Below are 17,044 nucleotides of genomic sequence, written 5' to 3'. Positions count from 1 at the left end.
GGACTCGCGCTCGACCGTATCGGTCGATGAGGGCTGGGCGGTGAACTGCAGAGAGTGCATGGGTGTTGCCTTTCGGGAGTGCCTTGTTGGCGAGGCGCTCCCGGCGACACCTACGTCAATCGCCCGACCGTGACGGGAAGGGGGAGCACCCACATCGATACAGCGTTCATGGGTCTCACCTCCTCGGGCGGTGTCACGGGCAACTGCAAGTTACAAGCCTGAGCATCATCCCGTCCAGTCCTTTCCCCGCCACGTGATCACGACTTCCGAACGGGCCAGTGCGGTTGCAGGGCAATCCGGCGTGGCGGCCCGGCTGGTCCCGGTCAGGTCAGGCGTGGGGATGGCTGGTGATGCCGTCCAGGATGGTGATCAGGTTGTGGTGGAAGGTTTCCTCGGCGTTGAGGTGGGCGCCGTCGATGACGAGCCGGGCAATGGTGGGGTAGCGGCCTGTTTCGAGCATGCGTGTCAGGTAGGGCCCGAGGGTGGCCTGCCAAGCGGACACGTCGGTGCCGGTTAACCGGGCGGTACGTCGCTCGGTGATCTCCCTGCGGAGTGCTCCGACGATGAACGCGTTGAGGGCGCCCACAGCCCGCTGGAGATCGTCGATGCCGCGCACGCCAGGGGCCTGGCTGAGCGCCGCCGCGGTCGATTCGCCCACGGCGAGCGCGTGCGGTCCCAAGTGTGGCCTTGCGCCGAGCAGGTCGGCGAACCACTCATGATCAAGAGCGGCATCGCGGGTGCGATGAACGATGGCCAGCACCGTGGTGCGCCACTCGGAGTGCTGGCCGGCCTCGGCGATCTGGGCATACACGGCGTCGACCATCAGATCGAGCAGTTCGGATCTGTTGATCACGTAGTCGTAGAGCCGCATCGGGCCGACCCCGAGCTCTTTGGCGATCTTGCGTACCGATAGCCCGTCGAGGCCGTGTGCGTCAGCGATGCGGATCGCCGTGGCGGCGATCTTCGCGCGGCTCAGCGGAACCGGCGCCGCCCGCGGCTGAGGCTCGGGCCGTTCCCAGACGGGCAGCGGTGCGCTACCGTACGGCGTATCCATGAGGTACAGCGTACGGTAACGGAGATGATGATGCGAATTGCGATCGCCGGTGGCGGCCTCGGCGGCCTGACGCTGGCCCGAATCCTGCACCGGCACGGCATCGGCGCGGTGGTGTACGAACGCGAGGCAAGCCGATCCGCGCGATCACAGGGCGGATCGCTCGACCTGCACCCGGAGTCCGGGCAACGGGCCCTGGCCGATGCGGGTCTCGCCGGCCGATTCCGGTCCAAGGCACGGCCGGAGGGCGAGGAACATCGCATCCTCGACCCGGCCGGACGCACCCTCGTGCACCACAAGCCACAACCCGGCTCATTCTCCGGACGCCCCGAGATCGACCGCAGCGCACTGCGTGATCTTCTGCTCGATTCGCTCCCCGCCGACGCGGTGGCCTGGCAGCACCGGCTCGTCGCGGCGACGCCGCGACCCGACGGAGGCTTCGGGCTGACGTTCGATGGCGGCCACCGCGCCGACTGCGACGTCCTCATCGGCGCGGACGGCGCACGCTCGGTCGTCCGGTCGCTGCTGACCGACGCGACACTGTCCTCCGTGGCCACGTTGGCCGAGCTCAGCATCAGCGACGTCGACCGGCGCCACCCGGATCTTGCCGAGCTGGTCGGCCCCGGAAACCTCTGGTGCATCGGCGTGAACCAGATCCTGGCCGCGCAACGCCTCGGCGACGGCAGCATCCGAGTCGGGATCTCCCTACCCGCGGACGATCGCCACCTGGACACCTACCGCAGCAAGCGCGCTCTGCTGGACATGTTCGATGGCTGGGACCCCAGCCTCACCGCACTCATCGAAGCCGGCGACAGCCCGCCGAGCCCACGCAGGATCGAGGCGATGCCCGCCGGTACGCGCTGGGCCCACCAGCCGGGCATCACCCTCATCGGTGACGCCGCGCACCTCATGCCGCCGGTCGGCGAGGGCGCCAACCAAGCCATGCTCGACGCCGCCGAACTCGCCGCCGAACTCGCCACCAACCCCGCCGACGCCGACTCGGCGATCCGGACGTACGAGGAGGCCATGTTCACCAGAATCCACCCGATCGCCGAAATGTCCGCACGAGTCCAGGCAATGATGCTGTCCCCCACCGCAGCCGACGACATCATCCGCTTCTTCGCGCCGCGGCCCACCGAGCCGGCACCCGCAGGTTGACAACACGCAATGCAGCCGACCCCGCCCTAATGGACGCTCCTGCCCTGGACGATCCGCGACAACGAATACCCAGTTGGGCTGTGGGCTCTGGCGCCTCTCACCTGCTCGATCGGGTCAGGAGCGAGAGCGAGCTCTCGCTCCTGACCCCTCAATCGCTGGCGCCGACGTAGGCCGCGAGGTGCTCGCCGGTGAGGGTGGAGCGGGCGGCGACGAGGTCGGCCGGGGTGCCCTCGAAGACGACCCGGCCACCGTCATGGCCGGCGCCGGGGCCGAGGTCGATGATCCAGTCGGCGTGCGCCATGACCGCCTGGTGGTGCTCGATGACGATGACCGACTTGCCGGAGTCGACGAGCCGGTCGAGCAGGCCGAGCAGCTGTTCGACGTCGGCGAGGTGCAGGCCGGTGGTCGGCTCGTCGAGGACGTAGACGTCACCCTTCTCGGCCATCTGGGTGGCCAGCTTGAGCCGCTGCCGCTCGCCGCCGGACAGCGTGGTGAGCGGCTGGCCGAGGGTGAGGTAGCCGAGCCCGACGTCGACGAGCCGGTCGAGGATCTTGTGCGCGGCCGGGGTACGCGCCTCGCCGCCCTTGAAGAACTCCTCGGCCTCGGTCACCGACATCGCGAGCACTTCCGCGATGTTCCGGCCGCCCAGCGTGTACTCCAGCACTGACGCCTGGAAGCGCTTGCCCTCGCACTCCTCGCAGGTGGATTCGACGGTGGCCATGACGCCCAGGTCGGTGTAGATGACGCCGGCGCCGTTGCAGGTGGGGCACGCACCTTCGGAGTTGGAGCTGAACAGCGCCGGCTTGACCCCGTTGGCCTTCGCGAACGCCTTGCGGATCGGATCGAGCAGCCCGGTGTACGTCGCCGGGTTGCTGCGCCGCGAACCGCGGATCGCGCCCTGGTCGATCACCACCACGCCGTCGCGGTCGGCGACCGAGCCGTGGATCAGGGAGCTCTTGCCGGAGCCGGCCACGCCGGTGACCACGCAGAGCACCCCGAGCGGGATGTCGACGTTCACGCCCTGAAGGTTGTGCGTCGACGCGCCGCGGACCTCCAGCGCGCCGGACGACGACCGCACCGACTTCTTGAGGGCCGCCCGGTCGTCGAGGTGGCGGCCGGTGGTGGTGTCGCTTCCCCGCAGCCCCTCGACGGTGCCCTCGAAGCAGACGGTGCCACCCGCCGTGCCGGCGCCGGGGCCGAGGTCGACGACGTGGTCGGCGATCGCGATCGTCTCAGGCTTGTGCTCCACGACGAGCACGGTATTGCCCTTGTCCCGCAGCCGCAGCAGCAGGTTGTTCATCCGCTCGATGTCATGGGGGTGCAGGCCGATCGTCGGCTCGTCGAAGACGTAGGTGACGTCGGTCAGCGACGAGCCGAGGTGCCGGATCATCTTGGTGCGCTGGGCCTCTCCCCCGGACAGGGTGCCCGCCGGACGGTCGAGCGAGAGGTATCCCAACCCGATCTCCGCGAACGAGTCGAGGAGGTGCTGCAGCCCGGTGAGCAGCGGGGCGACGGACGGCTCGTCGAGGCCCCGGACCCAGTCGGCCAGGTCGCTGATCTGCATCGCGCAGACGTCGGCGATGCTCTTGCCCTTGATCTTCGACGACCGGGCCTCCTTGCTGAGCCGGGTGCCGTCGCACTCGGGGCAGGTCGTGAACGTCACCGCCCGCTCCACGAAGGCGCGGATGTGCGGCTGCAGCGCGTCGACGTCCTTGGACAGGAACGACTTCTGGATCTGCGGGATAAGCCCGGCGTACGTCAGGTTGATCCCCTCGACCTTGATCTTGGTCGGCTCCTTGTAGAGAAGGTCGTGCAGCTCCCTCTTGTTGTATTTGCGGATCGGCTTGTCCGGATCGAAGAAGCCGCAGCCGCGGAAGATGCGGCCGTACCAGCCGTCCATGCTGTAGCCGGGGATGGTGAGCGCGCCCTCGTTGAGCGACTTGCTGTCGTCGTAGAGCTGGGTCAGGTCGATGTCGTTGACCGAGCCCATGCCCTCGCAGCGCGGACACATGCCGCCCAGCCGGTGGAAGGTCGCCTTCTCGGTCTTCGTCTTGCCGGCACCGCGCTCGACGGTGATCGCACCGCTGGCCGTCACCGACGGGACGTTGAACGAGTACGCGTTGGGCGAGCCGATGTGCGGCTGCCCGAGCCTGCTGAACAGGATGCGCAGCATCGCGTTGGCGTCGGTGGCGGTACCGACGGTGGAGCGGGGGTTGGCGCCCATCCGCTCCTGGTCGACGATGATCGCCGTCGTCAGGCCCTCCAGCAGGTCGACCTCCGGCCGCGACAGCGTCGGCATGAAGCCCTGCACGAAGGAGCTGTAGGTCTCGTTGATCATCCGCTGCGACTCGGCGGCGATCGTGGCGAACACCAACGAGCTCTTGCCCGAGCCGGAGACGCCGGTGAACACCGTCAGCCGGCGCTTCGGGATCTCGACGGTGACGTCCTTGAGGTTGTTCTCGCGCGCGCCGTGCACGCGGATCAGGTCGTGGCTGTCGGCAACGTTCAGCGCAGGCGACTGCGAGTCCGTCCTCGTGGCAATGCTCATCGTGTCTCCATCTGTTGGGCGGGGACCGCCTTCGCGGCTCCCGTCGGCGCCGCCTGGCGAGGCGTCAGACCAACCAGCGGCCGTCGCGCATCAGGTCGCGGTCGGGCAGCTCGTTCACTTCGCGCCACGCCTGGATGCGGCGCGGGGAGATGCGGAACCAGCGGTACGGCGTGGCCAGCGCACGCGGGTCGAAGCCGGTGCGCGCGGCGAACCGGTCGCCCAGCTCCCGCGGCAGCGCGTCGATCTCGAGGACCTCGACCTCCCCCTCGATCATGGACACGTCGCGGGTGTGGCCCAGCCCCAGCCGAACTGCCCGGGTGGCGGCCAGGTTCCTCCCGGTCGGGCTGTCCGTCGGCGTGGCCATCAGCAGCACCTCGCCGTCCCAGTCGAAGGACAGCGGCACCAGGTACAGCCCGCCGTCCGCCGATGCGCTGGCCACCCAGACATCGATGTCGTGGGTGAGCCGATGCTCGGTGTCGTGACGACGCTGAACGCGGGAGCGGGCGGCGGCGCTCATCGGTCCTGAAGCAGGCCGAGGACGTTGCCGTCGGGGTCGGTGACGGTGGCCACCAGGCGGCCCCCACCGACGTCGTGCGCGGGCTCCTTCACGGTGGCACCCGCCGCGGTCACCTCGGCCAGCTTCGCCTCGATGTCCGGCACGTGCCAGTAGGCCACCGGTGAGGTCATGCCCTGCGGTCCACCGCCCGGCACCAGCCCGATCTGCTGGCCCGCGGCCTCGAAGCCGACGTAGTAGGACGAGTCGGTCTGCGGCGGTACGCCGAGCAGGGCGGTGTACACCGCCTTGGCCGCCGCCAGGTCGGACACGGGATGCAGCACGGTCATGATTCCCTGCGTGGCAGTCATGGTCACTCCTGAGGTCGTGGATCGCAACGTCGGTCAGGCTAGTTGCGGCCCGGGACCCCCCGCTTCTTGATTCCTGATCGGTCTGGTCACCTGTTTCGCCACGCACGACGGCATCCCCGCCGCCGCCCCCGCCGCCTGCCGCCGGTACACGCTCGGCGGCACACCGACCAGCTCGGTGAACCGACTACTGAAGGTACCCAGCGACGCGCAACCGACCGTGAAACAGACCTCGGTGACACTCAGGTCACCACGACGCAGCAGCGCCATCGCACGCTCGATACGCCGCGTCATCAGATACGCGTACGGCGACTCGCCGTAAGCAGCCCGGAACTCACGGCTGAGGTGTCCGGCGGACATGTTCACACCCCGCGCCAGCGCCTCGACATCCAACGGCCGCGCGTACTCCCGGTCGATCCGATCACGCACGCGACGCAGCCGGGCAAGGTCAAACAGCCGCTGTGCCGCGGCGGATCTGCTGGTCACCTGCGAAATCGTGCCACGCCTCGCCGGAGTTGCCCAACACCGGTGGCTCCGCCCCGCGTGAGCGCCTACCGGGTGAGGAGGGAGCGCAGCTTCGTGACGATCTCTGCCGGCGCCTCCTCCGCCATGAAGTGCCCCGCGGACGTGGTGTGGTGCTCCAGGTCCGGGGCCCAGGCCCGCCACAGCGCGGCGGCGTCGTAACCGAGCGCGGCACCCCAGTCCTGCGCAACGACGGCGACCGGCATGGCCAGCCGGTTCCCGGCGGCCCGATCGGCCTGGTCGTGCTCGATGTCGATGCCGGCCGAGGCGCGGTAGTCGGCGACGATGGTGTCGACCGCCCCGCGCGAGGCGGCCAGGTACTCGGCGCGCACGTCCGCCGGGATGGCCTGCGGGTTCTGCGCCCACAGGTCGAGGAAGTAGCCGAAGAAGGCATCAGCGCTCGCGCTGATCATCTGTTCGGGCAGGCCCGGCGGCTGGGCCATCAGGTAGAGGTGGAAGGCGACCGCGGCGGGCGCACCGTGCAGGATGTCCCACATGTCCAGGGTGGGGAGGACGTCGAGCGCGGCCAGGTGGGTGATCGCGTCGGGGTGGTCCAGGCCGGCGCGGATGGCCACGAGGGCACCGCGGTCGTGTCCGGCGAGGGCGAAGCGGTCGTGCCCGAGCCGGCGGGCGAGGGCCACGACGTCGGCGGCCATCGTCCGCTTGGCGTACGTGTCGGGGCGGTGCGCGGCGGGTTTGTCGCTGGCTCCGTAGCCGCGCAGGTCGGGGCAGATCACGGTGTGCTCGGTGGCCAGGTCGACGGCGACGTGCCGCCACATGAGGTGGGTCTGCGGGAAGCCGTGCAGCAGCACGATCGGGCTGCCGGCGCCGCCCACCGCCAGGTTCAGCGTCACGTCGTCGGCGACCGCGACGCGCTGGTACTCGAAACCGGGGATGACGGTTGTCATGGTTGTCCTTTCTCGTTGGCTCGTTCAGCGTGCCGCCTGCGGATGAGCAACCGATGAGCGCGATACGTTGCTCTCAGACGCGGGAGGGTGGTCGATCGGTGCAGGTCAGGTTCGGTGTTCTCGGGCCGGTGGACGCCTGGGACGAAGCCGGCACGCCGATCGACCTGAAGGGGCCCCGCCACCGGGCGGTGCTTGCGCGGCTGATCGTCGCGCGCGGCCGGGTCGTCCCGGTCAGCCGCCTCGTCGATGACCTGTGGGCGGAGCCGCCCGTCGGAGCGGTGAGCGCCGTCCGCACGTTCGTGGCGGCGTTGCGGCGCGCGCTGGAGCCGCAGCGGCCGCCGCGCGAACCGGCCAGGCTGTTGACCACCGAGGGGCCGGGCTACGTGCTGCGGGCGGCCCCGGAGACGGTGGACGCCTGGCGGTTCGAGGACGAGGTCGCGGCCGCTGCCGGCGCGACGGCGCAGGAGGCGCTCGAGCGCCTCGACCGGGCCCTGAGTTGGTGGCGGGGGCCTGCCTATGCGGGCTTCGACGACGAGCCGTGGGCGCGCGCGGAGCGTTCCCGGCTTGACCAGCTACGGCTGAACGCGGTCGAGCGGCGGGCCGAGGCGCTCCTGGCGCTCGGGCGAGCCGCCGACGTCGTACCCGATCTTGACGCGCACGTGGCGCAGCATCCGTGGCGGGAGGAGGCGTGGCGGCTGCTCGCGCTGGCCCTGTATCGGGCGGGACGCCAGGGCGACGCGCTCACGGTGCTGCGCCGAGCCCGCGACCTGCTCCTGGCGCAGCTCGGTGTCGATCCGGGCCCCCGTCTGCGTCGCCTGGAAGTCGACATCCTCCGGCAGTCCGAACGAGCGGTTGACGCTCTCGACGCGCTGGGTCCGGAGCGGGTGTGGGCGGACGCCGCGGCGGCCTACGACCGTGCCGTCGCGTCCGGCTCGCGGACTCGGCTCGAGTCGACGGTCGGCCTGCTGCGCGGCCTCGCGGTGGCCGGGCCGGGCGGGCTGGAGGCGGCGCGGGAACAACGGGTCGCGGCCATCGCCGCGGCTGAGCAGCTGGGCGATCCCGAACTCACCGCGCGGGTGATCGGAGGGTACGACGTACCGGCGATCTGGACCCGCTCGGATGATCCGGACCAGGCGGCGCGGATCGTGGTGGCGGCCGAGCGGGCCCTCGCCGCCCTTCACCCCACCTCTCCCGAGGCCACTCGCGCCGGCCTGCTGGCCACCATCGCCGTGGAGTCCCGGGGCACACGGTCGGCGCGCGGACCCGAGGCGGCCCGGGAAGCGGAACGGATCGCCCGCCGCCTGGGCGACCCGGCACTGCTGGCCTTCGCCCTCAACGGCGCCTTCATGCAGACCTTCCACCGCGCGGGTCTCGCCCCCGAGCGCGACGAGATCGGCGCCGGCCTCGTCGCCCTCTCCGCGCGGCACGGCCTGGCCTCGTTCGAGATCCTCGGGCACCTCATCCGCCTGCAGGCCCGCAGCGCACTCGCGGACTTCCGCACGGCCGACCAGCACGCCGCCGCCGCCGACCGGCTCGCCGCGCGGCACGAGCGCCCCCTCGTGGGAGTGTTCACCCAGTGGTACCGCGCGTTGCGGCTGGCCGCGACCGGGGCGTCACCGCCGGACGCGGAAGCCGCCTACCGGGAGGCGGGGGCGCAGCTCCCCGGCGCCGGCATGCCCGGGGTCGAGCAGGGCCTCCTGCCGCTGGCCCTGTTGTGCCTGCGGGTGTGGCGCGGTCTCCCGGTCGGCTTCGGTGAAGACATTGACTGGGGCCCGTACGCCCCGTGGGCCCGCCCGCTGCTCCTACTGGCCCGGGACCGTCGACCCGACGCCGCCACGGCCCTGCGTCAGACTCCGAACCCGCCACCTGACCTGCTCTTCGAGGCTCTGTGGTGTCTGACCGCCCAGGCCGCAATCGCGCTGGACGACCGGGCGATGATGCGACGCGCCCAGACGGAACTCGCGCCGGCGGCGAGAGAGCTGGCCGGAGCCGGCAGCGGCATGCTCACCGTCGGCCCCGTCTCAGGCCACCTCAACGATCTCGCAGCCGCGCTCGGCGGTCGATGAGCCGTCCCGGTCCACCGCCCCGTGGCGACCCGCCACGACTCTCGCGGGCGCGCTGCCACGAGAGCCTGCCCGTCGTCGGGATCAGCCATTCGCCCGGGCCAGGCCCATGACCCGCCCAGCCTGCGCGGCGTGTCGGCTGGGACAGGATTTCGAAAGCCCCGAGGCAGCCGTACCATACCGGACATGGCTCCACGAATCGGGCGGGTTCCCGCGCACTCAGTCACTGCCGGGTAGTACATGGCCGAGACCGTGGAGGATCAGGAGTGGGCGCCGTCCACTGCCCAGGACGCCGACCGACAGGACATTCGACTTGCCGCGGTCATGACCGGTGGAGTCAGCCTGGCAGTCTGGATCAGCGGCGTCACTCTTGAACTCTTTCGGCTGGCCACGGCCCGCACAGGCGCGGGATCGGCGTACGCATCGCTGCTGGATCTGCTTCGGGCCGACGTCCGCGTTGATGTGATCTCAGGGACGTCGGCGGGCGGTCTCAACGGAGCCTTCCTGGCGCTCGGGCTCGCCCGGGGCGGGGACCTGTCCGTCATGCGCGACCTGTGGCACGAGCACGGCAGCCTGGACCGACTGTTGCGCGATCCCTTGACCCGCAACCCGAAGTCCCTGCTCAAGGGCGACGACTACTTCCTGCCGAAGGTGAGGGAAGCGCTGGAGAAGGTGATCTCGGAGGTCCGGCGCCCCGCAAGCCGAACCGACGACGACCGGGTGCCGATCGAGTTGGTCCTGACCGGGACGCTCTGGCAGGGCAGGTCCACGACGTTCACCGACGACCTGGGCGTCGCCATCACCGAAACCGACCACGACGCCACCTTCCGGTTCGCCGACCTACGGGCCGGCTACCGCGATGGCCGGCCCGTCAGCGGTGACCTGGCCGCCGACGCCGTACTCGGGGAGTTGGCCGCCGCAGCGCGATGCACCTCCTCCTTCCCCGGCGCGTTCGAGCCGCATTTCGTTCGGGTGGACCCCGGCCCCCCGGCCGGGGACCTGCGGTGGGAGTCCGCGGCGGGTCGAGCCAACTTCTGCGAAGCACAGTACGTCGTGGACGGCGGAGTCCTGCTCAACAAGCCGATCAGGCCCGCGCTGGAGGCGGTGTACCGGCAGACCGGCGGCTTTCAGGTGCGTCGAGTGCTCGCTTACGTCGCTCCGGATCCCGGCGAGGTCTACTCCCCCGCAGCCGACGCGATGCTTGAACCGGATGCGGCCGACCGGCCGGCGTCGCCGCTGCCGTCGGCCCGCGAGGTGCTGCTGGGAGTCCTCACCCGCCTGCGGGCGACGGACTCCGTTTCCCGGGAGCTCACGGAGATTCGCAACCGCAACGCCAGTGCGCGGCAGCGCCGCCGGGCACGTGACCGGTTCGCGACGACCATGACGGACGCCTCCGACCAGCTTTCCGAACGGGCGTGGCCGGCCTATCTGGAGGTTCGCGCCGAGCACGCGGCCCGAACGCTGGCCCCGCTGCTGGCGGCCGGGCAACGTGGCCGGCCCGCCGAGCAGTGGAGCGGGCAGGAACTCCTTACCGCGCTACGGCGACAGCCGATGTCGTTCATCCCGCAGGGCGCCTTCCCGGAGGCGCTCCGCAGAGTCGGGGTGAGCTGGGACTGGGGGCAGACCACCGTCCAACGGCTGGCAGACATGACCGTCGACCTGCTCAAACGAGCGGTGTGGCTGGCCCACCTCGGGTCACCGGAACGCGCGGCCATCGTGCGCTGCCGCGAAGAGGTGGCTGCCACGCTGAAGGAGATCCACGCCGACCGGGAAGATCTCAACCGCTACTGGTCCACGGCGCCGACCGGACCGACGCGGTACGGCATCGGCCCGATGCCGGCACGCCGGGGCTCGCTGAACCAGACCGCCGAGAACCTCCCAGAACTGGAACGATGGCTCGCAGCCGCGTTGGTGGCGTGGGATGCCCTACCCGCGCCCGGCGACGCCGCCCGGCGGGCTCGTCTGTACCGGCAGGCCCTCGAACTGGCCCGGCGCCTCCGCGAGGTCGCCCCAGCCGTACGGGCGGTGAGCGGGGCAGGAAACGACGTCCTCGATCCGGACGGCGAGTGGGCGCAGCGGCTTGCCGCACTCCACCGTTTCCTCGTCCCGGCGCAATCCACCCAGGCCGCGAGCGGGGCGATGCACCCGACGGTGACGGCCGATGCGGGCCCTGCCGGCAGTGCGGAACGGGCGAGCGACGAGACCGTGCTGCAGAACATGCTCCGCCTCGACGTCGTACAGCTGGCGTTCACCAGCGCCAGCCCCGAGCCGGAGCAGGAGGTGGAACTGGCCAAGGTCTCGTCGGTGAACCCGGACCGGCTGACCGGCATCCAGCTGCACCATTTCGGCGCCTTCTACCGCGGCTCCTGGCGAATGAACGACTGGCTGCACGGCCGGATGGACGCGGTCGAACAGCTCATCCGGATCCTGCTGGCACCGGAGCGATTGCGGCAGTGCCTGCTGACACCCGGCTCGGCGGCCACCGCCGGTCCCCGGCCGGCTCCCTCGGAGGCCGTGGCCCAGCTCATGGCGGCACTCGAGCGTTGCGCGGTTCCCGACCAGTCACCGGACCGACGGTGGCTGGCCGAGCAGTGGGCACAGGACCGGGCGGCATGCGAACGCGAGGTGGAACAGATCATTGCTGGCCCGGATGCACCGTCGTTGTGCGCCTGCCCCCGAGCCATGGCCCGACCGATCCAGACCGCAGTGCTCAGGGAAGACCTCCCCAGCCTCGCCATCGCGGTGCGCGGCGAGGGCACCGACCGGTCCCGGACGAGCAGCAGCTGGTTGGAGTCCTTTGACGCCGCCGACCGTAAGGCCGGTCAGAACCTGCCGGCCGAGGAACTGTGGCGGCTGTGGGACGAGGCCGCGAAGATCGGCAGGGAACGCATCGAGGGCGACGTCGGAAGTGACACGTTCGCGCGAACCGTGTCGCACACCGCCACCGTCCTCGCCAATGTCGCCGGGGACTCGGCTCGCATCAGGCCGGTGACCGCGGTCCTCTCCGCCTTCCGCGGCTACGCCCTCGCCGTCTGGGCGATGGTGGCCATGCTCACCCGCGGCAGCGCCGTGGGTACGCGTGCGGTGGAGATCGCGGTGGCGGCCGGCGGAGTCCTCCTTGCCGTCACACTGCTGGTGCCTGCGGTACCGGTCGCCCTGACCCTGCTCGCTGTTCTCCTTCTCCTGGCCGGCTTCTCGGCTGCTGCCCTGCTCTCGCCCCGGGCCAGGCCGGTCGGTGTGCGCCTGGCAGCGGCGGCCCTCGTCGTCCTCCTCGCTCTCGGTGGCGTGCTGTGGTGGGACTGGGCCCGCAACGGCTCGGCGGCGCTGATCTGGAGCCTGTCGATCAAACTCGGGGTTTCGGTGCTCGTCGTCCTGCTCGGCTGGTGGGTCGCCCGTGCACAGCCCCGCCGGTCCGGACGCGACCGGCGATAAGCGGATACCGCGCTTGCGGTACGCGTCCGATGTGCTGCCTTCGTACAGTGACCGGATGCGGCGGTGGGCGATCGACGCGGACGTCGTGGCAGTGAGTGGTGCCCCCACCTGGCTGCGGATCACGTCGACGGCGGCGGGCGGCGCGTTCGTAGCGTTCGGGCGTTTCTCCTCCTCGGTTCCACCCTGAATTTCCTCGCCAGCTTCTTCTGAGAGGACGACCGACAGGGCATCACCGCCGGCGCGCTCGTCGCGCTCTCGACGGCGTGCTGGTTGATCGGCCTGTGCGAGCGGCTGCGGCCGGCCGCTCCTCGGTTCGTGGCGGTCGCCCGCCTGCTGCTCAAGGGGCTTCGCCTCTGGTTGCCGCTTGAGCAGGCGGGCGGCTTGCCCGGCGCTACCTGGCGAGAATGTCCCAGCGCACCAGGCTGCCGCCCTCTGGCGGGTCGTTGGGCGTGACGATGCCTCGAACATCACCGAGGAGCTGCCAGGCGGGCATGTCGTAACCGCAGCTGAGCCCGTCACGGCCGTAGATCAACGGCGTCGGGGCCACCGACCAGATCACGGCGTCACTGCTACGCGCGATGCCGACCACCGTCCTGGTGTCCGTCCGCCCGCACGCTCCGCTGGCGCCCGAGAAGGCCTCGAAGACGATGTACCAGTAGCCGTCGGCCCCCCTGGTCATGTCCGCCATACCCACGCCGAAGTTGGCCCAGTCCGGGGTCGGCGACAGGTGGATCTTCTGACGGACGCCGGTGTATTCACTGGCCAGCGTGTCGAGCCGGGCCACCCCGCGCGTCTGCTTCAGGCGCCCGGTCGCGTCGTGCCCGTGGAACGTCAGGAGGTAGCCGGTGCCGTCCTTCTCGATATCGGGCGTGCCGACCTCGTCGTCCCACGCACCGACCGCCCCGGGCCGAAGCAGCAGGGCGCTGTTCGACCAGTTACGCCCGTCGGTGCTGGTGACATATCGAACGGAGTGCAGGCTCCGTCCCTGCCCTGGAGCGACGTAGTTCGGGTCGTGGTCACGCTGCTCAAACACCATGACCAAGCGGGATCCGTCGGCGATGACGTCGGGCGAGTACACCCAGGTGCTCGTGACGTTGTCGTCGAAGCGGCAGCTCTGGCCCTGCTGGACCGTCTGCAGGGCCGACAACGGACGTCCTCCGTTGACCGGTGTCCAGGTGGCTCCGCGGTCGTTCGAGGTCGCCATCGCCACGCCTTGCGGAATGGAGCAGGTGGTCCCGGTCGGGCTGATGAAGGTCCGGTAGTACATCAGGTACTGCCCGTTCCAGATGATCGAGGTGCTCTCGGCGTGACTGCCGATAGCCTCCGGGAACGGGGACCGGCTCGGCTGGTTCAGGGTTGCCGTCCCGTTGAACAGATCGGCCGGCTCGCCCCTCGGCCCGTCGTTGTTCGGCACATCCGGGTCCGGCGCGCCGCTATGGGACCACGCTGTCGCGACGTCCGTTTCGAACGGGCTCGCGCCGGCGGCACGGCCGACGATTATCGCGGCAGTAACGGCAACGAGCAGGACAGCGGCCAAACCTCGCATCTTCTTCGTCATGTCTCTCCACGCCGCGTCGGTCGCATCGGGGGCAGTCTCGGACGGCTTTGTCCTGGCCGGCGCTTCCAGCCATATTTTCGCGCTGAGCGCCGGCCTTACCGGTACGGCGGGCAAGAATAGTGCTCGTACGCCCAGAACTGCGACCGCACGCTTTTCGCGTAGGCCGCTCCCCCAGGCAGCGATCTTTTTTTGTCCGAATTCGCTGGCGTGGTTCAGCGCTGCTCGCGGCGGACCAGGACGACGTGGTCGACGAGGTTGCCCGTCTCGCCGTCCGGGCCCGTGCCCGTCCGGTGCGCGGCCCCGAGCCGTTCGGTGTGCCAGCCGTCCGGCTCGAGGTCGAGGGTGCCGAGGATCTCCTGGGGGCTGGCGAAGCGCGCGTGCGGGTGGCTGTCGCGGGCCCACGGCGGCGGCGCGCCGTGCTCCACGACCAGGAGCCGACCGCCGGGCGCGACCGCGCGCGCCGCCGCACGCAGCACCGCCTCCCGGGGCAGTTCCAGCGGGGACTGGAGGAACTGCGCCGAGACCAGGTCGTACCGGCCCGCCGGGAAGGTCCGGGTCAGGTCGTGCCGGGCCACGGTGATCCGGGACGCCACGCCGGCCCGGGCCGCCTCGGCGGCGAGCCGGTCCAGGGCGGTGGTCGAGATGTCGACGGCCGTGACCTGCCAGCCCTGGCCGGCCAGCCAGATCGCGTCGCCGCCCTCACCGCAGCCCAGGTCGAGCGCGGTGCCGGGCGGCAGCGGCTCCACCACCTCGGCCAGGACGGCGTTTGCCCGGCCGCTCCACACCCGCTCGCGCTGTTGGTACAGCTCGTCCCAGAACCGGGCGGTGGTGTCGTCCACCGCCGGGTCCACCGGGTCCGCGTCGTGCTCGATCATGTTGCCCTCCTCGCCGGGCGGACGCCCGCCGCCCCGACCGGGCGATGGTGCGCCGCCGGGACACGAAACGGCAAGGAATCTTGCCGGTTCGGCAAACGCCGAGGTGGGCGGTGGCAGCCGACCGGAGCCCGAGACGTGGCGGCGGTGGGATTGGTGGTTACTCGACGGCACGCGGGGTAGGCATTCGGGCCGCGCCCTGCGGGGCCGGATGAACCGATTTCTTGCCGCTGACCGATATCCGGAGGAAGCGCCGTGCCGCACGAGTACCGCAAGAGCGCCGAGGCAATTTCCAGGCTGTCGCCGGAGCAGTACCGGGTCACTCAGGAAGCTGGGACAGAGCCGGCCTTCGACAACGCCTATTGGGACAACAAGGAGCCGGGCATATACGTCGACGTCGTCTCCGGTGAACCGCTGTTCGCCTCCGTCGACAAGTTTGACAGTGGTACCGGCTGGCCGAGTTTCACCAGGCCGATCGAATCGAAGAATGTGGTCGAGGCACAGGAGTCGAGCCTGGGCATGGCTCGCACGGAGGTCCGGTCGGCGCACGGGGACAGCCACCTCGGCCACGTGTTCGACGATGGCCCCCCGGAGGCGGGCGGATTGCGCTACTGCATGAACTCGGCGGCGCTTCGGTTCATACCGCGCGACGACCTCGAACGTGAAGGCTACGGCGAGTACCGCGCGTTGTTTGCCTGAGCACCGCTACGGCACCCCCGGTCGGTCAGCCGGCTCCGCCGGGCGAAGGGTGGCGAACGCAACGGTGTCGACCCCGAGGGCGAGCGCGATCCCACCGTACGCCGCCGCCCGCAGCGCCAGGTCGCTCTGCACCACCTCGACCGCCTCGGCCGCGGCAGCGAACGCGGTCTCGGCGAGACCGCGCTGCAACGGCTCGCGAAGCAGGTCGGTGGCGGTGCCGAGTTCGTCACCGAGGACGACGCGCTGCGGGTTGATGAGGTTGACCAGGTTGCCCAGCGCGTAGCCGAGCTGCGTCCCGGCGTCGGCGATGAGCCGGCGGCAGCCGGGGTCGCCGTCCCGGGCGGCGACGATGAGCGCGGCGAGGTCGGCCAGCTCGGGCTTGGCCTGCCGGGCGTGGGCGAGCAGCGCCCGGCCCCCGACGGCGAGCTCGACACAGCCGCGGTTGCCGCAGCGGCAGACTGCGCCCCGGGCGTCGAGGGTGACGTGACCGAGCTCCCCGGCCGTGCCGGCGGCGCCGCGATACAACCGGCCGTCCAGCACGATGCCGGCGCCGACCCCGGTGGCCAGCTTCACGTAGACGAGATCGCTGCAGCCGCGGCCGGCACCCCAGACGTACTCGCCGAGCGCGCCGAGGTTGGCGTCGTTCTCGGCCCGGACAGGCCGGCCGAGCAGGTCGGCGAACGCGTCGGCCGGACGCAGGCCGGCCCAGCCGGGCAGCATCGGTGGAGAGCCGATACGCCGATCGCGGGTGATCGGGGCCGGCACGCCGAGACCGACGGCGACGATGTCGTCGCGGCCGGCGGCGATGCCGGCAAGGGCGGCGTCGAACAGGCCGACGGCCGTCGCGAGCGCGTCGTCCGGCCGGTCGTCGAGGTCGAAGTCGGTGCGGGTCTCGTGCTCGCTGAGCACCTCGTGCGCGAGGTCGGCGAGGGCAAGCCGGACGTGGCGGCGGCCGATGTCGATGCCGGCGGCGAGCCCGGCGCGACGGGTCAGCCGGACGACCGAGGCGGGCCGGCCGCCGCCGGAGGGGCCGTGCGTGCTGGAGCGCTCGCCGATGAGACCGGCGGCGCCGAGGTCGGCCAGGGCAGCCGAGACGGTGGTCCGGGACAGACCGCTGAGCGCGACCAACTCGGCCCGAGTGCTCGGTCCGTACACCCGCAGAGTCGTGGCCACGCGACGCACGATCGCGGGGGCGCCGGGGCGCCACAGGGTCCGCGGGTCGATCCGCTGCCTGGCCACGGCGCGAATCTTCCTGTCCGCGCCAGAGTTCTGTCAAGAATCGACAAAACCAGCCGAGCTGGCCGGAGCATTGCCACGGGATCACATTTTGATTGCCAACAGTTGACACAACTCAGGCGACAGCGCGAGGGTC

Annotated in this window: 13 protein-coding genes; 4 read left to right on the top strand and 9 right to left on the bottom strand. The window is 70.9% G+C overall.

All coding sequences use genetic code 11. The features are described from left to right. Positions 1-328: 328 nt before the first annotated feature. On the bottom strand, positions 329-1,054 hold the full coding sequence (locus ACFYML_RS19725; protein WP_387421999.1) for a TetR/AcrR family transcriptional regulator: 726 nt from the start codon (positions 1,052-1,054) through the stop codon (positions 329-331). Between the two features lie 24 nt (positions 1,055-1,078). On the opposite strand from ACFYML_RS19725, the gene ACFYML_RS19720 reads away from it, so the two are divergent. Next, positions 1,079-2,209, top strand: coding sequence for an FAD-dependent oxidoreductase (locus tag ACFYML_RS19720; RefSeq protein WP_387421998.1), 1,131 nt, complete (start codon positions 1,079-1,081; stop codon positions 2,207-2,209). Positions 2,210-2,357: 148 nt separating this feature from the next. On the opposite strand, the gene ACFYML_RS19715 is transcribed toward ACFYML_RS19720, so the two are convergent. From ACFYML_RS19715 to ACFYML_RS19695, 5 genes are all read right to left on the bottom strand, one after another. Beyond that, complete coding sequence (locus tag ACFYML_RS19715) at positions 2,358-4,757, bottom strand: ATP-binding cassette domain-containing protein (RefSeq protein WP_387421997.1); 2,400 nt, start codon at positions 4,755-4,757, stop codon at positions 2,358-2,360. A gap of 64 nt (positions 4,758-4,821) precedes the next feature. After that, positions 4,822-5,274, bottom strand: a complete 453-nt coding sequence (locus tag ACFYML_RS19710) for a pyridoxamine 5'-phosphate oxidase family protein (protein WP_387421996.1) — start codon at positions 5,272-5,274, stop codon at positions 4,822-4,824. After that, a complete protein-coding gene (locus ACFYML_RS19705) occupies positions 5,271-5,621 on the bottom strand; it encodes a VOC family protein (RefSeq protein WP_357436226.1) in 351 nt (116 codons plus the stop codon). Before ACFYML_RS19705 ends, ACFYML_RS19710 begins: the two co-directional genes overlap by 4 nt. Positions 5,622-5,654: 33 nt before the next feature. Next, positions 5,655-6,104, bottom strand: a complete 450-nt coding sequence (locus ACFYML_RS19700) for a helix-turn-helix transcriptional regulator (protein WP_387421995.1) — start codon at positions 6,102-6,104, stop codon at positions 5,655-5,657. 65 nt (positions 6,105-6,169) lie between these two features. After that, positions 6,170-7,048, bottom strand: a complete 879-nt coding sequence (locus ACFYML_RS19695; protein ID WP_387421994.1) for an alpha/beta fold hydrolase — start codon at positions 7,046-7,048, stop codon at positions 6,170-6,172. A gap of 98 nt (positions 7,049-7,146) precedes the next feature. Between ACFYML_RS19695 and ACFYML_RS19690 the strand changes: the two genes are divergently transcribed. Both ACFYML_RS19690 and ACFYML_RS19685 read left to right on the top strand, forming a co-directional pair. After that, positions 7,147-9,114: a BTAD domain-containing putative transcriptional regulator gene (locus ACFYML_RS19690; RefSeq protein ID WP_387421993.1), complete on the top strand. Its 1,968-nt coding sequence runs from the start codon at positions 7,147-7,149 to the stop codon at positions 9,112-9,114. A gap of 237 nt (positions 9,115-9,351) precedes the next feature. Further along, positions 9,352-12,543 (top strand): patatin-like protein, encoded by a 3,192-nt coding sequence (locus ACFYML_RS19685; RefSeq protein WP_387421992.1) that lies wholly within the window; start codon positions 9,352-9,354, stop codon positions 12,541-12,543. A 391-nt stretch (positions 12,544-12,934) separates the two neighbouring features. Here the strand turns inward: ACFYML_RS19685 and ACFYML_RS19680 are convergent, their stop codons facing one another. Together ACFYML_RS19680 and ACFYML_RS19675 are read right to left on the bottom strand one after the other, a co-directional pair. Next, positions 12,935-14,101, bottom strand: coding sequence for a hypothetical protein (locus ACFYML_RS19680; RefSeq protein ID WP_387421991.1), 1,167 nt, complete (start codon positions 14,099-14,101; stop codon positions 12,935-12,937). A 212-nt stretch (positions 14,102-14,313) separates the two neighbouring features. After that, entirely contained in the window at positions 14,314-14,976 is a 663-nt protein-coding gene (locus ACFYML_RS19675; protein ID WP_387421990.1) for a class I SAM-dependent methyltransferase, read from the bottom strand. A gap of 252 nt (positions 14,977-15,228) precedes the next feature. On the opposite strand from ACFYML_RS19675, the gene msrB reads away from it, so the two are divergent. Continuing rightward, positions 15,229-15,672, top strand: coding sequence for a peptide-methionine (R)-S-oxide reductase MsrB (gene msrB, locus ACFYML_RS19670; protein ID WP_387421989.1), 444 nt, complete (start codon positions 15,229-15,231; stop codon positions 15,670-15,672). A 6-nt stretch (positions 15,673-15,678) separates the two neighbouring features. Here the strand turns inward: msrB and ACFYML_RS19665 are convergent, their stop codons facing one another. Beyond that, positions 15,679-16,845 (bottom strand): ROK family protein, encoded by a 1,167-nt coding sequence (locus ACFYML_RS19665; protein ID WP_387421988.1) that lies wholly within the window; start codon positions 16,843-16,845, stop codon positions 15,679-15,681. Positions 16,846-17,044: the final 199 nt, after the last annotated feature.

The sequence above is a fragment of the Micromonospora sp. NPDC007230 genome (assembly GCF_042869115.1).
In the GTDB taxonomy this organism is placed as follows: domain Bacteria; phylum Actinomycetota; class Actinomycetes; order Mycobacteriales; family Micromonosporaceae; genus Micromonospora.
Note: the sequence above shows the minus strand (reverse complement) of the source record. Positions and strands in the feature narration are given on the sequence as shown.